The following is a 17,488-nucleotide window of genomic DNA, read 5'->3' as shown; positions in this document are numbered from 1 at the left end:
CCCCTCCTATTTGCCTTCCACCTTAAAATCAAGTATTCGTATACATCTCCTGAAAATAGGCGACTACGACTTCGCGGAATTCCTGAGCGGCCCGGGAAATGTACCGACTTCGGTGCCATAATAAAGCAATTTCCCGTACCAATTCATGATCTTCTATGTGTAGATAGGCGATCTGTTCACGTGAGTTCCTTGCTGAGCTCGGTAGGAAGGCTATGCCGATCTCGGCTTCAACGAGTGTGCTTAATCTTGCAGGTTCATTCCCCTCATACACATACTTTGGTGCAAATCCAACCGAATGGCATACGGAGTCTACTAAATCGCGGGTGCCATAACCTTTCTTCACACCAACAAACCATTCATTCCTAAGCTCGGTTAAGGAAACACTGCTTCTACCTGCCAGTCGATGCCCCAAAGGAACCGCTAAGAGGATCGGGTCCATGCACACGATTTGACATTCTATGTCTTCCCCTTGAACAGGCGGTGAGGACAAGCAAAAATCGACTTCGCCTCGATGAAGAAGCGTCACCATTTCCTGCGTGGACAGCATTTGTACATGAAATTGGAGATGGGGGCGCTTTTTCCTGAACGCTCGAAGGATATTGGGCAAGGTGCTTGCGGCAGTAACAGCCAATTCGAGGGCACCATGTTCCGGACTGGATAAATCACTGAGCTCCTGCTTCCCCTGTTCCAATTCAAATAAAGCCCTTTCGGCACGCTGAAGGAATTTGCTTCCGAACTCATTTAATCGGAGCTTCCTTCCGATTCGATCGAATAGTGGAACCCCTAGGTCCTCTTCCAAACGTTGTATCGTTTTGCTTAGGGATGATTGTGTAACATGTAAGCTTTGTGCGGCCTCAGTCATATGTTCCAATCGAGCAACCGTGATGAAATATTGCAATTGAAGTAGTTCCATTTTACACCACCGCCTCCGACTCATTCCTTCCAATCAATGAAATCATAACATAAAAGTCATTGGAATAAATAATGAATTTCAAGTACGATGGCATCAGTAAACAGGGGGTGTCAGACATGAATAATCGCAGCAAATGGTTGTTGATTTCAGTAGGTTTGGGGGTGTTGCTAAACCCATTAAATTCTTCGATGATTGCCGTTGCTATGGCAAGGCTGCAAAATGTGTACCAACTTGCATTCACAGAGGTGTCCTGGATCATATTTGTATTCTACTTGGCAAGTGCTGTTGCACAGCCTGTCATGGGAAAGGCCAGTGATTTATTCGGTCGTAAAAAGATATTTCTTGCTGGGCTGGTTATCGCCTTCATTGCTTCATTATTAGCCCCGCTATCGCCATACTTTGGGTTGCTTCTTGTATTCCGCATTATACAAGCGATAGGAACAAGCATGATGGTTGCGGTTGGCATGGCCATTGTGCGGGTTCATATTACAGAGAAACAAGCGATTGCTCTATCTGTCATGTCCATATTCCTATCCGGAGCTGCAGCATTTGGCCCTTTCATTGGCGGGATTTTGATTCACTGGTGGGATTGGCAGGCTATCTTCCTCGTCAATATTCCGTTCGTAGTGGCGAGCTATCTACTCGCCTGGAGGTTCATTCCAAATGACCAACAAACAACACCCCTTACACACAAGCTATCCTTTCGAAAATGGTTGGCGTTGATCGATACATCCGGCATTCTATTGTTCACAGTGGGGCTGGTTGGGCTGCTCGTTGGACTGCTGTCAGCCAAATCCGCTGGGCATATCTCCATGAAGCATGTCTTTGTGGGTCTGATTGGCCTAGTTTCACTGGGGGCTTTCGTACGACATGAGTTAAGAACGGCAACTCCCTTTATTCCTTTGCGCACATTCGCCAAATATCCGGCACTGACGAGGGTCAATATCGAATTCATGCTCGTTAACGTACTATTTTACTCGCTCTTTTTCGGATTACCGTCTTATTTGCAGATGGTACGACATGTCAGTGAGTTCCACACGGGGCTTCTCATGCTAAGCCTAGGCTTATGTTCACTTATCGTATCTCCCCTAGCAGGTCGATGGATTGATAAATCAGGACCTCGACCAGCCTTGCTACTTTCCGCAATCCTGATGACACTTGGGTCCATATGGATCGTAACATGGCATCCAACTTCTTCGATGATCAGTGTGTGTTTGGTTTTAGCCGCGTTCGGGGTTAGCAACGGGTTGAACAATGTCGGGATGCAAGCCGCTATGTTCCATAGCTCACCGAAAGAAATCATCGGGGTAGCCTCTGGATTGTTCAATACATCAAGATACCTGGGAACCATTCTCTCTTCCTTATTGATCAGCATTGTCATGGGGGATGCATTCAGCGCGGGTGGTTTACGAATACTCGGGATTATTCTCACGGTCATTGCCATGTGTCTACTATTCTTGAATCGGAGACGCTTGGCCTCCCCACCACGTGAAGCATCCCTGAATTCTTAAATCAGCCATAATGCTGCTCATTTTTACTTAACGCAAGGTATATTTTGGATGCCGCAAGATGATAATAAATGAGAAACGGTTGCTTCTTATCTTATTCGTTTCATTCCAATAGTTCCTTAGGGTTTACGGAGGGCTTGTTTATGAAACTAAAGTTAGATAACATTAATTCTTCCATTAGCATTAATTTGCAAAAAATCCAACAAATTTTCTCAAACTGTGATTCTTTAGTTATACGTAAATTCACAGGAGAAAAAGGAACTATACACGCTTGCATCATCTACTTAGATGTCCTTATCGATGAAAAAAGTTTGAATCAACATATCATTCGTAAAATTAACGAAGACATGCGTCACATGTCGAAACTTACTTGTGAATCCATACTAGAAACGATTTACTCACTTGGTACTATTCATGTAATGTCAGATATTGATAATATCGTAAGTTTGATTACAGATGCTGGTTTTGTAGTATTAATTGAAGGTCATACTGAAGCTTATGGTATGTTACTTCCAGGATATGAGACTCGTTCTATCGAAGAACCGAAAATCGAGATCAATGTTCGTGGTCCAAGAGAGAGCTTTACGGAAGATCTACATAAAAATTTGAGTATGGTGTATAGGAAGCTTAAGACGCCAGACCTAAAATCACAATTGTACGTTCTTGGACAGAAAAGCAACACAAAAGTCATGATTTTATATCTTGAAAACCTTGTCGATTTAGATATTCTTACTGCTCTACAACATAAACTTGAATCCATTCAATTGGATTTTCTAATTGCTAACACTCAAATTGAGGAGTTGATTCAGGGGAGTACGTTCTCCCCCTTTCCTCAGCTTGTCACAACTGAAAGACCAGATAGAGTGGCTACAGCTCTATCTAGGGGTAAAATAGGAATTATAACGGATGGTACACCAATTGCTTTACTTACACCATCCACTTTTTTTGAAATGCTGCACCCCAGTGAAGATCTTTATGAAAGATTCTATTTCGCAAACTTTTTGCGGATCATTCGTCTGATCAGTCTGTTTCTATCTTTGTTTGGACCTTCCTTATATATCGCCTTGACGACCTTTCATCTCGAGATGATTCCCACCCCATTAATGATGACTTTTATTTCCTCAAAAGCAGGTATTCCATTCCCTACTTTTGTGGAAGCTCTCCTCATGGAAACATCCTTCGAGCTTCTGCGAGAAGCCAGTCTTCGTCTTCCCCGTGCTGTTGGACAATCAGTTAGCATTGTCGGTGCACTTATTATAGGGGAAGCTGCTGTACAGTCTGGCATCGTATCCCGTCCAATGGTGATTGTAGTTGCAATGACAGGAATTGCCTCCTTTGCTATCCCATCCTTTAGTACGGCTATCGCGTTACGTATGCTTCGTTTCCCTGTCATGCTTTTTACAGCTTATTGTGGTGTGTTTGGACTCTCGTTGTCCTTGTTCATACTTATCTTACATCTATGTTCTTTACAATCCTTTGGTGTCCCTTTTTTAGCGGTCACCAATGATGGTAGCAGCTTAAGAAGTAATATCATGAAGTATGTACTCCTTCCAGTCAGATACAGATCTAACATGAAGGGTAAAAACAAAATGACAGGTACTTCTCACAACAAGGAAGGACTACTTTTAGAGGATGTTGAGCAGAATTATGAAAAGGACTAACATATATTTGATTTTGTTTTTTATGTCCTTATTCCTAGTGGGATGTACACAGGATAGGATAGAAATTAGCGATATAGCTTTAGTTACAGCAACGGGGATAGATTATGATCTAGATAAGAATAGGTATGTATTTACTGCGTATTGCTTGCTTCCATCAGCAAAAAGTACCGATAAATCGAGTGGACTTTCTGAGTGGGTTGCAAGTGCAACCGGCATCTCTATTTTGGATTCTGCCAAAAATTTACGAAGCCGCGCAGGCAAAACATTGACTTGGCAGCACAATAAATTTATTCTCGTTGGCGAAAATGCAGCACGTCATTCTTTGTATGAAATACTGGATTTCATAACAAGGAATCGGCAAGTCCGGCTTACCAGTTATCTTTTTATTAATGATGGCAATGCTGCAGACATATTAAACTTAAAATCGGAAACTGGAGATTTACTTTTTAACGATTTGCAGGGAAAAGTTCGAAATGAAAAAGAGTGGGGAAAAAGTATTAGTCAGATCATACAAGATGTTGCCAATTGGAGTATTAATCCATACAGAGGCTACGTTGTAGGTAGGTTGAGTACTTCGAAGCAAAGTAAATCTAGTGAGGTTCTATATTTTAACGGTGCTGCAGTAATAAACAAGGATAAAATGACGGATTGGTTGAAGGGATCCGATGTGCTAGTTGTTCACTTATTGGCAGAGAAAAAGAAATGGAACAGCCTAATTTTCAACGAAACTATTCCTTATAAATCTAATAAAGTGACATTATTTTTTAAAGTTAAAAAGAAATTCATCCAAAGCAATTTCGTTGACGGTAAACCCAGCATCGATATTAATTTAGATTTAACTTCAACAATAGGAGAAATGACTGAACCTCTACCGTTTGCTAATCCGGATACAATCGATCAACTAGAGCAAGAGGCTGCCAAGGTCATGGAAAAGTTGATCCAGAAAAGCTTGAATCACCTACAAAAAGAGTTGAAAGTAGACGTTCTAGGATTCTCTGAGCTATTTAAACAACATCATCCCTATGAATGGAATCGGATAAAAAATAACTGGAATGAGATTTACCCAACAATTCCGATCCAGACAAATGTTCATGTTGCCATTGAAAAAATAGGATTGATTCAAAATCTAGGAGAAAATGGATATGTTGAATAGTATCATCTGTGTACTGGCTATAGGTTATGGCATCAAACAATTCCTATATTTACGAAAGCAAACAAATAATCACGATGCGATAGCAATACTTCTGCTCTCCACAGTTATTGTAGGTTACTGTATTCCGATAGGACACTACACCCTGCCAACAGTGGAGTCCCTCTACACCAAATTGTTTAAATCAGTCTCGGATTATATGTTAGGACAATTAAAAGTAAGTTAGGAGTCGTCATGAAGTCAGTTAAAATAACTTATGTCCAGTTTGGGTTTTTATTATTCAGCTATTTGTCTGGCTTCTCCACTCTGTTTTTGAACGAAGCTAAGTTATTAAAACAAGATGTTTGGATTTCCTATACCATAGGGACTACCCTTGCCATTATTATGATGCAGTTGATGTGCTATATACAGAAGCAGTACCCTAACTTAAAAATGGTTGAGATTTTTGATAACCTAGTAGGAAGCAAGCTGGCAAAATTATTTATTAGTATTTATCTACTCTACATTCTTGAAATTCAGACGGCAGCCTGTCGGGCTTTATCGTTCTTTTATACGACAGTTGTTCTTCCAAATTTACCATCTAACCAAATCATGCTATTTATTATCTTATGTACGACATATGCCACATTCCTAGGTCTTGGTACGATAGTTCGGTCCACACAAGTGATTATGCCCTTCTTTTTAGTGGGCATTGCAATCATTTGTTTATTTATTATAAGAGAATTGGAAACCAATCCTTTCCTGCCCCAGTTTCAACATCATATTTTGGAAATTGTCTACGGTGGTTGGCTTTCCTTCTATTTTCCGTTTGGAAAATCTATCGTTTTTGTTTTTATCCTCTATCGTGTGAAGAATTTGGATAAGATATTCACAATTAGCTTAAGTGCCTTAGTTCTCTCATTTCTCTATTTATTACTAGCGACTTATTTAACATTAGGTTCGCTTGGACTAGATTTGGCAGGAACAATTATGTTCCCCTTTTTCTCGTCTATTCAAATGGTTAAATTCGGAGAATATTTGGAAAGAATTGAGATCATCATCATCGGTATTTGGACCATATTTACCTTATTCGAAATTGTCGTTCTCCAACATATTTTTATCAAGTTGCTCGCTCATACACTACAATTAAAAAATACGCGAAATTTTATTCTCCCAGTTGGGCTTTTATTTTTTGCGATGACACAAAAAAGCTTTATCCGTATGAGCGACCTTTATCTTTATAACACTACAATTGCGCTGGTTTCTTCCCTACTTCCGACTGCGATTATTCCCATCTTATTAGTTTTTTTAACCTTGATGAGAAAGCGCAAGCGAATATAGCGTATCCCGCGGTATATATTGGACAATATTCTTGGCGTGGTTCGGCCAACGAATCCTATAGGGACAATATTCTTGTCACCCGACAGAACAGCACAAAAGGTTTACCCACTATGTCCTTCAACATAGCTGGCAAACCTTTGCCCTACTTAAGAAGCTGCAGTTTCAATTCTTTCACATTGCCTGTATACCCTTCTGGGATACGAACATCAACAGACACATTTGCCGGATAACTGACGGAAAGTTCCATCGTTTTACTAGCTTCATTCACTGTCCAGGACACGTCGATTCGTCCCCCTGCGGGATGCGGAACGCTTCCTTTCGCCCATGTCAATCCACTCGGTGCTGGCGCTACTTCAACCTCTGACCATCCCGGTGCAAGGCTTCTCACCCCCAGCACTTCTCTGCCTAAGAAATAGGCGGGAGCGGACGACCAAGCATGACAGTGACTCCGAGTAAGCATATCCGGATTCGCACGATTTTCAAGGAAATTCGGATACTGTTCCCAACATGTTGTCGCCCCATGGCGAATCATCATCCCATAGTTATGGCGAATATCCGCTAACATGAGATCGACTTCACCCAATTTCGCAAGTGCTTCATAATAGAAGAACGACATAAACGGACTGCCAATTTGAACAAAATGAGACGGAGGCGTCACAAGGTAGTTGTCGATTTTCTGTTTTCGCTCGCCTTTTGCTACGCCAGTTAAGGAGGCAACCACCTGTGTTTGCATACTTAGCACGTCTGAGCGTCTCCCATCCGCGTGGATGCAATCGATATACGCCATTGCATCCTGATTCCACAAATGGTTGTTGATGGCTGTTTCGAGTTGCAGTGCCGCATCTTCGAATACAGCAACTCCCTGCTGGTCGCCCGAGATGAGCGCCATGCGTGCGCCAACTCTTAACGTATGCGCCAGAAACATATTCTGATGTGTGACGATGCCGTCATTCGGCTGATCAATCGGCGACCAGTCGAGTAAATTCCAACCTTTGATCGCAAAGAGACCTTGATCATTGATGTTCGCCAAATAATGCTCGAGTGTAAATCGGATATGTCCGTACATCTCAGAAGCAAATGCTTCATCTGCAGTCTGCTCGTAGTATTCTGCACAAGCAATCGCCCAGAAGAACGTCCAATTAGGGATTACACTGCTCCACCCGCTAGGCACTTGGTCCGCGAACAACGGGGTTTGATGCTTAGAACCCGGGACAAGCCTTAAGCAGCGTTTGAGAATATCTTGTACGCCATATAGATAGTTACTTACCAATGCTTCATTCCGGCTATCCCCAACCCAGAATACCTGCTCATAAGCGGGACAATCTACGAAGGTATCCTCCATACACACCTTCGTTGTGTGGCGGGATATTTCCCATATATCATTCAAGAGTTCGTCCGAACACGTGAATTGCCCCACTTCTGCAACGGGATAATTACTCTGAATCATCGTGACGTTGTAGAGTTTGATCGGCTGCTTAGCTCCTCGTACAGTCATGGAAACATATCGAAAACCTCGCCGAATCGGTGTTTCATAGCGCTGGCGGCCAGACTTGCACACATAGCGGAGCGTATGGTCAAGTCCAAACATATCTTGTCTGTACTCACCTGCCATATACTCGAAGCCATACCAATCTAAGATATCACCCTCATTCGCTTCCACCTCGAAGGCCAAATAACCGGAATATTCCTTCCCTAAATCAAACAGCACTTCCGTATCGTATCCTTCGAATACTGGTACACTAGCTGCTTCAGCGTTTGGAATGATGGCATTTTGCAGCTGCGATGGGACTACGTAGCGAATGTTTTCTTTTCTCCACACACTTAGCGCAAATACATCCACCTCTGATACATACCTCGGATTTACAGGTTGAATCCAATCCTTGTACATGACGAAATCGTCCACAGTTCTCACGTTGTCGTGGAACTCTAGGTAGATCGGATGATCCGACTCCAAGGCACGAACACGTTGGTGATCGATTAACTCGACGACATCGAAAGGTCCGATTCTGAGCCAAGCTGATTCCGCATTTTCTCGATAGTTAGCAGGCGCCTGGAAGGATACAACTTGATCTTCCTCTGCGTATAAGCCTATCTGTAGCTTGCCTGTATGAATATGACTAGACACATCAATCAGGAGCAGATTATCTCCTGCCTGAAGATCAACATCCACATATCGTTCTGGCGCCGAGCCGTAGATCCGATTACCCTCAATCCACTCCCCGTTTAACGATAGTGCTTTTAAACATTCTCCGCTTTGAAGGAATCCAATTGTCACTTTACCAGCCTTGCTAGACACAAGGGATGTCGCAGTATAACCGATAAATTGAATGCGATTCGCGTGAACCTCGCTTCCGTCTATCCAAGCATTTCGGACGTCTAATGTTGCGGTAACTTGAAACGTCTTAATCTTCGCGAGGGATTCGACTCGAACCGGCGTAATGGTTTCTTCCGTCAAGAGTGGGATGTCGCGTGGTTTCACCACCGTCCATGGTTCCATGCCGACAGGTCCAAGTACGACCGATTGCATCCAGTTTGCAGGGTCATATTGCTGCTGCATCCATGACGAATCCCAGAGATTTGCATCGATATATTCGGCAAAAGCATGTTGACAGGATGCTCTCGAAGCACGTGGATGATGTCCCACATGCCTAGACGTATGCCATGTTGCATCTGTCGCTGCTAGAACATTTCCCTCGGAATCGTTCAATTCCGCTAGTAAGCCCCCGCGGCCTCTTAGGTAGTAGAAGGTTGAAACACCGAAATGCATCACTAGAACAGCTACGGTGTTCAATTCGCCTGGTTTTAGCAAATGACCGATTTCATACGTATCGTAGGCCAACTCGAAAGGCCAAGAACGAACCGGCCCTCTTCCTACCTGCGTGCCATTTATTGTGAGTACATATCTCGAATCCGCTGTAATTCTCAGCGAAGCTCTAGGATTCCCCCCCTCGCAGTGCGGAACTTCGAACGATTTTCGAAAACATCTCCATTCATTCCGCGGACTTTCTTCCCCATCTCCCCAAATCCACTGGGCTTGCCAATTCGTCATTGTCATCGCGTTAGCGTCCTCCTTATGTTCCTACCTCTTCCTCTAATTATAAAAAAAGAGATGAGCAATGTTATTGGTTGATTACGACATCCGCTAGGTATATGATGACATTATCCTAAACCAAGTAAGGGAGTTTCTATGCGCAGACCTGATATGCTCGTTGAGAAAGGCGAAGAGTTTTTTGAGAATGGATTTGCTATATTCGTCAATAAGGTTTACGAACATTTCGATCTCCCAGAGCATGTGCATGATTTCTATGAAATCAGCTATGTGTGGGAGGGAAGCGGCTTTCACTATATCGGAGATCAGACGATCCGCGTTAGCAAAGGCGATTTATTTTTCATTCCGATTGGCATTTCCCATATTTTTCGTCCCTCCTCTCCCCACCCGAATAAGCCGCTGCGGATAGGCAATTGCATCTTCGACGCATCGCTTTTTCATTTTCTTACCTCTATACTGCCAGAGCAGTACAACATGTACAGGTTCAACGAACTGGTTACGCATGGCGGTCAATGGCTGCAAATGAGAGAACAATCGGGGGAGTTCGAACAAGTGATGTCATCTCTATTAATTGAGTTCCAACAGAAGCGGACTGGCTACGAAACCATGATGTGCGGGCTCCTACTCCAGCTGCTCATCGTCATGGAACGCGCCATAGAGCGCAAAGAAGCTTCATCCTCTCCCATGCAAAACAGAATGGATGCTGTTCTGCGGTCGATTCGAAGCCAATTAGCTGACAAAATTACCCTATCCAGCCTTGCTGATGAGGTGGGTATTGGATCAAGGCAATTACAACGTATAATTACGGAACACACAGGTGAGTCCTTTTCGGAGCTGATTGCCCATGAGCGAATCAACCAAAGCTGCCGGCTATTGGCGGATCCATCTAATCGCGACCTACCTATTACGGATATCGCCGCAGCCGTTGGGATTCAGGATCCGAAAAGGTTCTACCGCTTGTTTAAAGAGAAGACAGGTGTAACACCGGCTGCGTATCGCAGGAGGATTTAAATGTGACTCTTTTCCCTATTCCGAATGCTATACCTCCATTTCAAACTCGCACGATTTCAACAAGCCATAGTCCAAAAGATCAAATTCATTAGCCAATGGCTGTCCAAATATGGGAGAGTTTTTCCAATTACCAGGCCAAGCTTTATTCCTAGGTTTATCTGGATCAAAATGAGGACCGAGCAAGTTTTTAAACGAGCCATTTACCCGGATCAGGACTTCATTCTCTTGGTCTTGCGCAAGGTATCGCGTAATATCAAGTATGTTATTTTGGTCAAACCCGATCAAACCCGCTTTCGTTCCATTCACCTTCACACTAGCGATGGTTCCCTGCCAATCTGGCAATATCAGTCTTGTTGGTCTGACTTTCGAAGGAACACGTACCGAATACCGATAGGTTACGGCCGATCCATAGAATGGATAGCCCTGATCTTTCCATGAACCAACAGTTAGCTTCCGCTTGGCCCCAATTGCCCATTTCCCCTCGCGTTCCACCACAGAGAAATCCCCTGTCAGATAGACGGCTTCAATTTCCATGAAGATGGAGAAGGGTTTTGCTTCCAAGCGGATGACGTTGTCTCCTGGGCGGATCGCTTCACGTATGGAGCCTTGACCCATGTGGTGATCGAGCCAACACGTTCCAGCATGCAGAGAAATTGGCACATCATTCACGCTGATCGTATATAACTCTGGACGTTCCACAATCAAGCCAATGAAGCTCGGCAATTCATCCTCACAGACATGGAATTTATAGGATACAGTAAAGCCTGATCTTTCATCAAAAGAACCTTCACGATCAAGAAGCCTTCTCTTGAATTGAATACTATTATCCCATGGGTTCATCGGAAAACCGTGATGTTCAAACGCCAATCTTGAAGCTTGGGCCGTGTATATATCGGAATAGCACTTCGATCCTATTGTCAAATCACAATAAAAGATAGGGAGCATATTCTCTCTCTCCGCTGTCACATCCATAAGGACATGAAAGGGATCAACATATGAACTTTTCAATGAAACTTCCGATATTCTTTCAGGCTCTTCCACACTTTCAGATCCCTTTATGACACGAAAGAGTAGACTGCCCGATCCCTGTAAACATACAGGAATTTCTAATTTGCCTTTCACAACCTGACCAACCCGTTCCTCCATTTGCCCAGTCAGCGGATCCCAGATCTCTCCGTACGTACCTTGCACCTGAATGATGTCCTCAATAACGACTGCCGAACTATTTACGATAAAATACAGTGTACTTCCATCTTCCATTTCTCTAAGCAACTGTGCTATGGAACTTCGTTCTGTTACGCCAGACTTCCAAGAGATTCTAGGCTCTAGTACGTTACGAATCGTCAGATCAGCAGTTGAATAATCCGTTACTTTTAACCAGCTTTCTGTCAACAAACGTAGGTCCGCTGAAGGGATAGGCAAACCATCCTGCCTTTGGACTTGCTCATTCAGTGCAATAACCTTTCCATGTCCAGCCGCATATTGCTGTAAAAGTCGAACCGTACTCGCTTTCAAGTTCGTCATTGCAGGTGGAACGATGATGATATCATACGTCCGATTTGCTACAGTCACTCGATTGCCAGTCACGGATCCATGACGCTCCAGAATATACTCGTCGCCCCAATCATAATCCCATCCGCAATCCGAGAGCCGCTGGGCTAACTCCAATGTTCGTTCAATGCCTAACCGGTACGTGTCATGATCATTCAAATTTTTCGGATTCATCAAATACGATGATGTCGTTGGATTCAGTACGAGAATGCGATTCTCGGTCTTCCCTTTTGACAGCACCGAAGACAAGCGCCCGAAATAATCATTGAGGTCGCCTAGCTCTTCCCACCACGATTGGCGCCAATCGAAGGATTGCGGATGATCACGTTTACGAGCACCGACAATGGTCGAGTACGTCAGATGCGGGTTCAAGAAGTTAATGCCATGCACATACAGCCAATCCCCAATGCGTTTATAATCCTCAAAAGTAGAATCCCAGCCTCCGGCTCCGAATGCCTCGCAAAGAACTCGCTGGCGATCGAATTGATTAGCCGCACTGTGTGCTTCACGGATGCCAATCATAAGCTGTTTCGTATTATTTTCAAGGAATGAAGGACTCGTCTCTGTGCTGTTCGCTTTATGCAAAAACGTCATCAACATATCAATCGCAGGCCAATGCATATATTCGTACATCGACATGACGGAAGGTGAGGACCGATTAAAGGGATGAGGCCAGTTATGCTCTAAATAATGTCCAGTGTAGGCAATTTGGTTACGTTCGCACCATTCGGATATCGGCTGAACGGAATTGGCCGTCCATAACGCATGCATCGTTGCATAATAGTCGTACCTCACCTGCTCCGCATCCCTTGCTTGCGATTGCCACGTGACGTCTCGGAACAGGAAGGGCAAATAATCCAGCAGATCATAGTGATTTCTTCTTTCAAATTCGGCAGCAAACCAGAAGCTGAATGGCAAGAACCGATCTCCATGTTGAAATAGGTTGCCTGGCGATATTTCAGGTTCATCCGTGAACAACGCAGGTATCACATTGCCGAACCTGTCTCCAAACCGCGCCCGATATTGCTCATGCGTCGTCTGAAGGAAACGCTCCGTCACCTCGGGACGCAACAAGTCAACGTAAGCGAAACCACCTAGCCAACTATTCGTCTCCGGTGTTCCAAGCTCAAATACCCAGAACTTGTCACCATGTAATTCCCAGTCTTGGATAGGAAGCAGTGTCACATCCTTGAGAATCTCCCACTCCTCCGCTGCACCGCGTTCTCTCATGGCAAAAACACGCATAGGCTTACCTGGACGATTGAGCATCGGGGACGTTAAATGGTGTAGGGTAGATAATTCTTCCCGACTATATGCATTGAACAGCACACAATTGGCTAAGCAATCCGGAAGTTCAGAGGAAACATGTCCACCCGCAAACCCAGATGGATAAGAATTCTCATCGTAGATATATAACTTCAATCCTAGAAGTTCGGCTTCTTCAAGGGCAATCCCCCAGAGTTCAAACCACTCCTCAGATAAATATTCCGTTACCAGTCCAGGTCGCGGATGCACGAAAGCCCCGCCAAACCCGCGATCAGCCATTTCTCGAAGCTGTACACGTATGCGATCCGGCTCCATTTTATCGTTCCATACCCATAGTGGCGCAGGTCGATAGTCATTTGACGGTTTATTAAAATGAGTTTTCAAGTCTTCTGCTTTATCTAATTGCATTCGTTACACGCTCCTTGACAACCTTATTTACACGGTTATCTTAGCAAAGCTTATTTCCGATGTATTTGTCCTTTTGCCGCTAAGCATTTGTACTTTTCACAGATTTTTTGTTTTATAATGAGAGACGAGGAGATGAACCACGATGGGCACACGTCAACATCCTAATTTACATGCACTTGGCGATCTAGTTGGCTTACAACCAACGGTTAATTATGCCGAGCATTTGAATCAAGTAAATCTCGCTTCTTGGGGACCACGAACCATACCAGACTACCAAATACTTTTTGTCATAGAGGGCAAAGTAGAACTGCGAATAGGTACGCGTCGGCTCGTCTTACAAGCTGGTGACAGCTGCCTGTACGGCCCTCATAGTCCGCATCAGATCACAACCTTAATAGAGAATACCTCTTTCTATAGCGTTCATTTTCAGTGGCATGCAGATTCTGTGGATCCTCTTCACCCTGCTCATGACATTCGTGAGGTCTCACCCGAGTGTGCGCTTCAAGAACCAACTACATACACACTAGATCTATGGGATGCCAATGTGATCCATTTCCCCCCCATATTTCGGATCCCTTCACTCGGTCCCTTGTTCCTGCCGATCGTCGATGAATATAGGGAACAACAACCAGGCTACTCCTTGCTGTTACGCGCACATCTGATCGTTTTGTTAACGACCCTTGCTCGCTCACAAATCGTCCAACAAACACAAATGGAACGCAAAAAAATTGCACCTGCACTGGAAGCCATTTCCGCTAGTCCACACCAAAGCTGGACGGTTCAGGAATTAGCCCACCTATGCGGGTACAATCCGACTTACTTTGCCGATCTCTTCCGTGATCTGACTGGACAAGCGCCTAAAGTCTACTTATTACAAGTACGTACCCTTAAAGCCAAACAGCTGCTGCTTTCCGGCGCAAAGCATGCTGATATCGCGGAAGCACTAGGCTACGGGAGTGTCCACTACTTCTCAAGAAATTTCAAAGAAAGTACAGGACTCACGCCTTCACAATTTCGGATGACGACGGAAAGGTAGTTCTCTTTCTGTCGCACTTGCTTCACAAATCTAGCTTCATGACCTCCGATTGATATTTCAACGGGGTCTTACCGAGATTTCGTTTGAACATTTTACAAAAGTAGGACGTATTAGGAAAACCAATTGTATCCCTCACCGGAATAAGGAGCATGCCGCCCCCATATTCCGACTAGGAGACAACCGGATGTTGCTCCGCTTACTGTGAGTTACCATCAGGCTGCACGAAACGTTGCATCCTCTTAGGTCATCCCAATAGTCTGCTTTACTTTCACCCATTGCCCCTTTGTAAAACTATCCAATATGGCTTCAGTAATCAACATAGAGCAGTGCCCATCCTCAAAGGTCGCAAAGTTAGCCTGCTCCGATAGCGGGTCTTTCCCTTCCCTTAGGAAAGAATAGAAGTGTAACATCATATGCTTGATCGTGTCTGGCCAGCCTTCGTTATGCCCCCCAGAATGATGGATGGTTGAACGTGCTTCTTGTAAAAAGAGGGCTGGGTCAGCCAATAGCACTTCATTAGCTTGGTCTCGATGGCCGATCCACAACTTTTCGGCTTCTTCTTGGTTCCAAAATGCAGATTTTTTGCTGCCGTTTAGCTCAAAGCTAAGCTTATTCTTTCTTCCTGCACTCACTTGTGAAACGGAAAAGACTCCTTTGGCGCCATCATCAAAGCGAAGTAAAACAGATGCATAGTCTTCCGTTACAATCGTGTCATCCTCATAGTCAACCGCTGTTTCCCCTTGAGAAGCATATGTCGTTACTTGGTGAATAGGTTTTTTCCTTATAGGAATGACCGTTGCCAAATCGGCAAATACTTCAACTACTTTTTTACCTGTGACATACTGAATGGTATCGCACCAGTGAGAGCCAATATCTGCAACAGCTCTAGATGCACCGCCAATTTCTGGAGCAAGTCGCCAATTATAGTCCGTTTCATAAAGCAACCAGTCCTGCAGATAACTGCCATGAATAAGATGAATATGCCCCAGATCATCCCTTTGAATCATAGAGGCAAGCTGCCGTAGAATTGGGAATTGTCTATAATTGAAATTGACACCATGTACAATACCCTTGGATTTCGCTAGAGCCACTAGCTCCACAGACTCTACACTTGAGATCGCCAGGGGCTTCTCTGACAAAATATGTTTGCCAGCTAAGATAGCCTCCTTATTAATTTGAAAATGAAGATAATTAGGCGTGCAGTTGTGTACAACCTCAATGTCCGGATCCTGTAGCAGTTCTCGATAATCTCCGTAAGCTTTTGGAATGCCTAACCGATGAGCTTTCTTCTCGGCTGAAGCGAGATTAGATTCCGCAATAGCCACAACTTCTACGAATCCCAGCCTTCTTATCGCTTCGATATGAGCAGGTCCGATAAATCCTGTTCCAATAATGCCTACAGTAATTTTTCGCATATGTTCCTCCTTCCAGCAGATAATACCCCTAAATCTAAACGTTTAGATTTCATTTCGCGATAACGCATCTAAAATCATTTTAAAAATAGCAAGATCTTGCTTATAATCTTCTGGGGTCGTCTTTGGTGTTAAGTCCTGCGTGATAACTTCGTACAGGTACTTCAGCTCTAAAGTGTACGAATCTGTCCAGGTAGGGCGAATCACAGATTCAATATAAGCTTCACCAACCGTTTCATGCACATGAAGCTTCGTCGGGAGATGGCGAATATAGGGCGTATCGTATTGAACACGGACTGATTTATTCGTCGCATACACTTCTACATGAGCATCGAATCGTCCCTGATTGTCAGTTCCCGTTTCGAAAGTAACCGCAAACTGATCATAATCGAAGATAGCCGTCAAAAATAAACTGCCATTGTTCGTTACTTTAGCCCCAACGATCCCCCGGGGCATACCAAGTGCTTCACGCATGGCGGAAAGATCATGGCTAGATAAACCGCAAAGTAGGCGATATAATTGACCATTTGGCGATTCCGCGTCTACCCCCGTCGCTTCTTTCACTAATTTTTCACTTCTATGTCGCTTATCCGCTTTCAACGCTTCAGGAATATCATCAAAGGAAACGACATGACTTGTTGGCTTAACGAATAAGCGATTGGGTCCAATGATATCCCTTACTCTCGCATATTGGATATGGTCGAAACCGCCTATTTGCTTTACCGCTTCCACGAAAGAAGCCGCGTACCTTCGCATATAGCCAATCATGATTTTCACACCATTGCGGTGTTGGGCTTCAATAATTGCGTCAGCTTCGCTCTCCGTCAAACACATCGGCTTCTCGATCAACACATGCTTCTTATGATTGGCAGCTGCAATCGCACATTCTGCATGGTATTCATCACTATTCAACACGAAAACAAGATCCAGATCCGGTTGCTTGACCAGCTCGGCAGCGTCCGTGTACAGGTTTTCTACGTTATATTTTTCACCTAAATGAGCAACTAGCTTTGGGGAAATGTCGCATAAGGCTGCGATGCGGAACTGCTCAGGAAGCGTTTCTAGTACGGGTAAATGAATCACTTGCGCGACTTCTCCTAGACCGATAATGCCAACGTTTAACGTTTTAACTGCCATACGTATCGCTCTCCTTAGGGATATTGGAATATTAATGTAAATCTAAACGTTTAGATTTCGAGATGA

12 protein-coding genes are annotated in these 17,488 nt (G+C 44.1%); 7 read left to right on the top strand and 5 right to left on the bottom strand.

Annotation, left to right across the window (positions count from 1 at the left end; genetic code table 11):
- Positions 1 to 28: 28 nt before the first annotated feature.
- Positions 29 to 913, bottom strand: coding sequence for a LysR family transcriptional regulator (locus ACSQ8P_RS12585; protein ID WP_436235494.1), 885 nt, complete (start codon positions 911 to 913; stop codon positions 29 to 31).
- A 116-nt stretch (positions 914 to 1,029) separates the two neighbouring features.
- On the opposite strand from ACSQ8P_RS12585, the gene ACSQ8P_RS12580 reads away from it, so the two are divergent.
- The 5 genes from ACSQ8P_RS12580 to ACSQ8P_RS12560 all read left to right on the top strand — a co-directional run bounded on the left by ACSQ8P_RS12580 (position 1,030) and on the right by ACSQ8P_RS12560 (position 6,552).
- Positions 1,030 to 2,424 carry an MFS transporter gene (locus ACSQ8P_RS12580; protein ID WP_436235493.1) on the top strand — a complete coding sequence of 465 codons (1,395 nt, stop codon included), beginning with the start codon at positions 1,030 to 1,032 and terminating at the stop codon, positions 2,422 to 2,424.
- A 140-nt stretch (positions 2,425 to 2,564) separates the two neighbouring features.
- Positions 2,565 to 4,082: a spore germination protein gene (locus tag ACSQ8P_RS12575; RefSeq protein WP_436235492.1), complete on the top strand. Its 1,518-nt coding sequence runs from the start codon at positions 2,565 to 2,567 to the stop codon at positions 4,080 to 4,082.
- Complete coding sequence (locus ACSQ8P_RS12570; protein WP_436235491.1) at positions 4,069 to 5,235, top strand: Ger(x)C family spore germination protein; 1,167 nt, start codon at positions 4,069 to 4,071, stop codon at positions 5,233 to 5,235. The genes ACSQ8P_RS12575 and ACSQ8P_RS12570 overlap by 14 nt, the downstream gene beginning before the upstream one ends.
- Complete coding sequence (locus ACSQ8P_RS12565; protein WP_436235490.1) at positions 5,225 to 5,458, top strand: hypothetical protein; 234 nt, start codon at positions 5,225 to 5,227, stop codon at positions 5,456 to 5,458. The genes ACSQ8P_RS12570 and ACSQ8P_RS12565 overlap by 11 nt, the downstream gene beginning before the upstream one ends.
- Positions 5,459 to 5,466: 8 nt before the next feature.
- Positions 5,467 to 6,552, top strand: coding sequence for a GerAB/ArcD/ProY family transporter (locus ACSQ8P_RS12560; protein ID WP_436235489.1), 1,086 nt, complete (start codon positions 5,467 to 5,469; stop codon positions 6,550 to 6,552).
- Positions 6,553 to 6,694: 142 nt separating this feature from the next.
- Here the strand turns inward: ACSQ8P_RS12560 and ACSQ8P_RS12555 are convergent, their stop codons facing one another.
- Positions 6,695 to 9,607: a family 78 glycoside hydrolase catalytic domain gene (locus tag ACSQ8P_RS12555; protein WP_436235488.1), complete on the bottom strand. Its 2,913-nt coding sequence runs from the start codon at positions 9,605 to 9,607 to the stop codon at positions 6,695 to 6,697.
- Between the two features lie 132 nt (positions 9,608 to 9,739).
- On the opposite strand from ACSQ8P_RS12555, the gene ACSQ8P_RS12550 reads away from it, so the two are divergent.
- On the top strand, positions 9,740 to 10,612 hold the full coding sequence (locus ACSQ8P_RS12550) for a helix-turn-helix domain-containing protein (protein ID WP_436235487.1): 873 nt from the start codon (positions 9,740 to 9,742) through the stop codon (positions 10,610 to 10,612).
- 27 nt (positions 10,613 to 10,639) lie between these two features.
- Here the strand turns inward: ACSQ8P_RS12550 and ACSQ8P_RS12545 are convergent, their stop codons facing one another.
- Positions 10,640 to 13,837, bottom strand: coding sequence for a glycosyl hydrolase (locus ACSQ8P_RS12545; RefSeq protein WP_436235486.1), 3,198 nt, complete (start codon positions 13,835 to 13,837; stop codon positions 10,640 to 10,642).
- A 142-nt stretch (positions 13,838 to 13,979) separates the two neighbouring features.
- On the opposite strand from ACSQ8P_RS12545, the gene ACSQ8P_RS12540 reads away from it, so the two are divergent.
- A complete protein-coding gene (locus ACSQ8P_RS12540; protein ID WP_436235485.1) occupies positions 13,980 to 14,873 on the top strand; it encodes a helix-turn-helix domain-containing protein in 894 nt (297 codons plus the stop codon).
- 239 nt (positions 14,874 to 15,112) lie between these two features.
- Here ACSQ8P_RS12540 and ACSQ8P_RS12535 read toward each other — a convergent pair whose 3' ends face one another.
- Entirely contained in the window at positions 15,113 to 16,288 is a 1,176-nt protein-coding gene (locus ACSQ8P_RS12535) for a Gfo/Idh/MocA family protein (RefSeq protein WP_436235484.1), read from the bottom strand.
- A 42-nt stretch (positions 16,289 to 16,330) separates the two neighbouring features.
- Positions 16,331 to 17,422 carry a Gfo/Idh/MocA family protein gene (locus ACSQ8P_RS12530; protein ID WP_436235483.1) on the bottom strand — a complete coding sequence of 364 codons (1,092 nt, stop codon included), beginning with the start codon at positions 17,420 to 17,422 and terminating at the stop codon, positions 16,331 to 16,333.
- Positions 17,423 to 17,488: the final 66 nt, after the last annotated feature.

It is taken from the genome of Paenibacillus sp. LjRoot153 (assembly GCF_964253085.1).
GTDB lineage: Bacteria > Bacillota > Bacilli > Paenibacillales > NBRC-103111 > Paenibacillus_E.
Note: the sequence above shows the minus strand (reverse complement) of the source record. Positions and strands in the feature narration are given on the sequence as shown.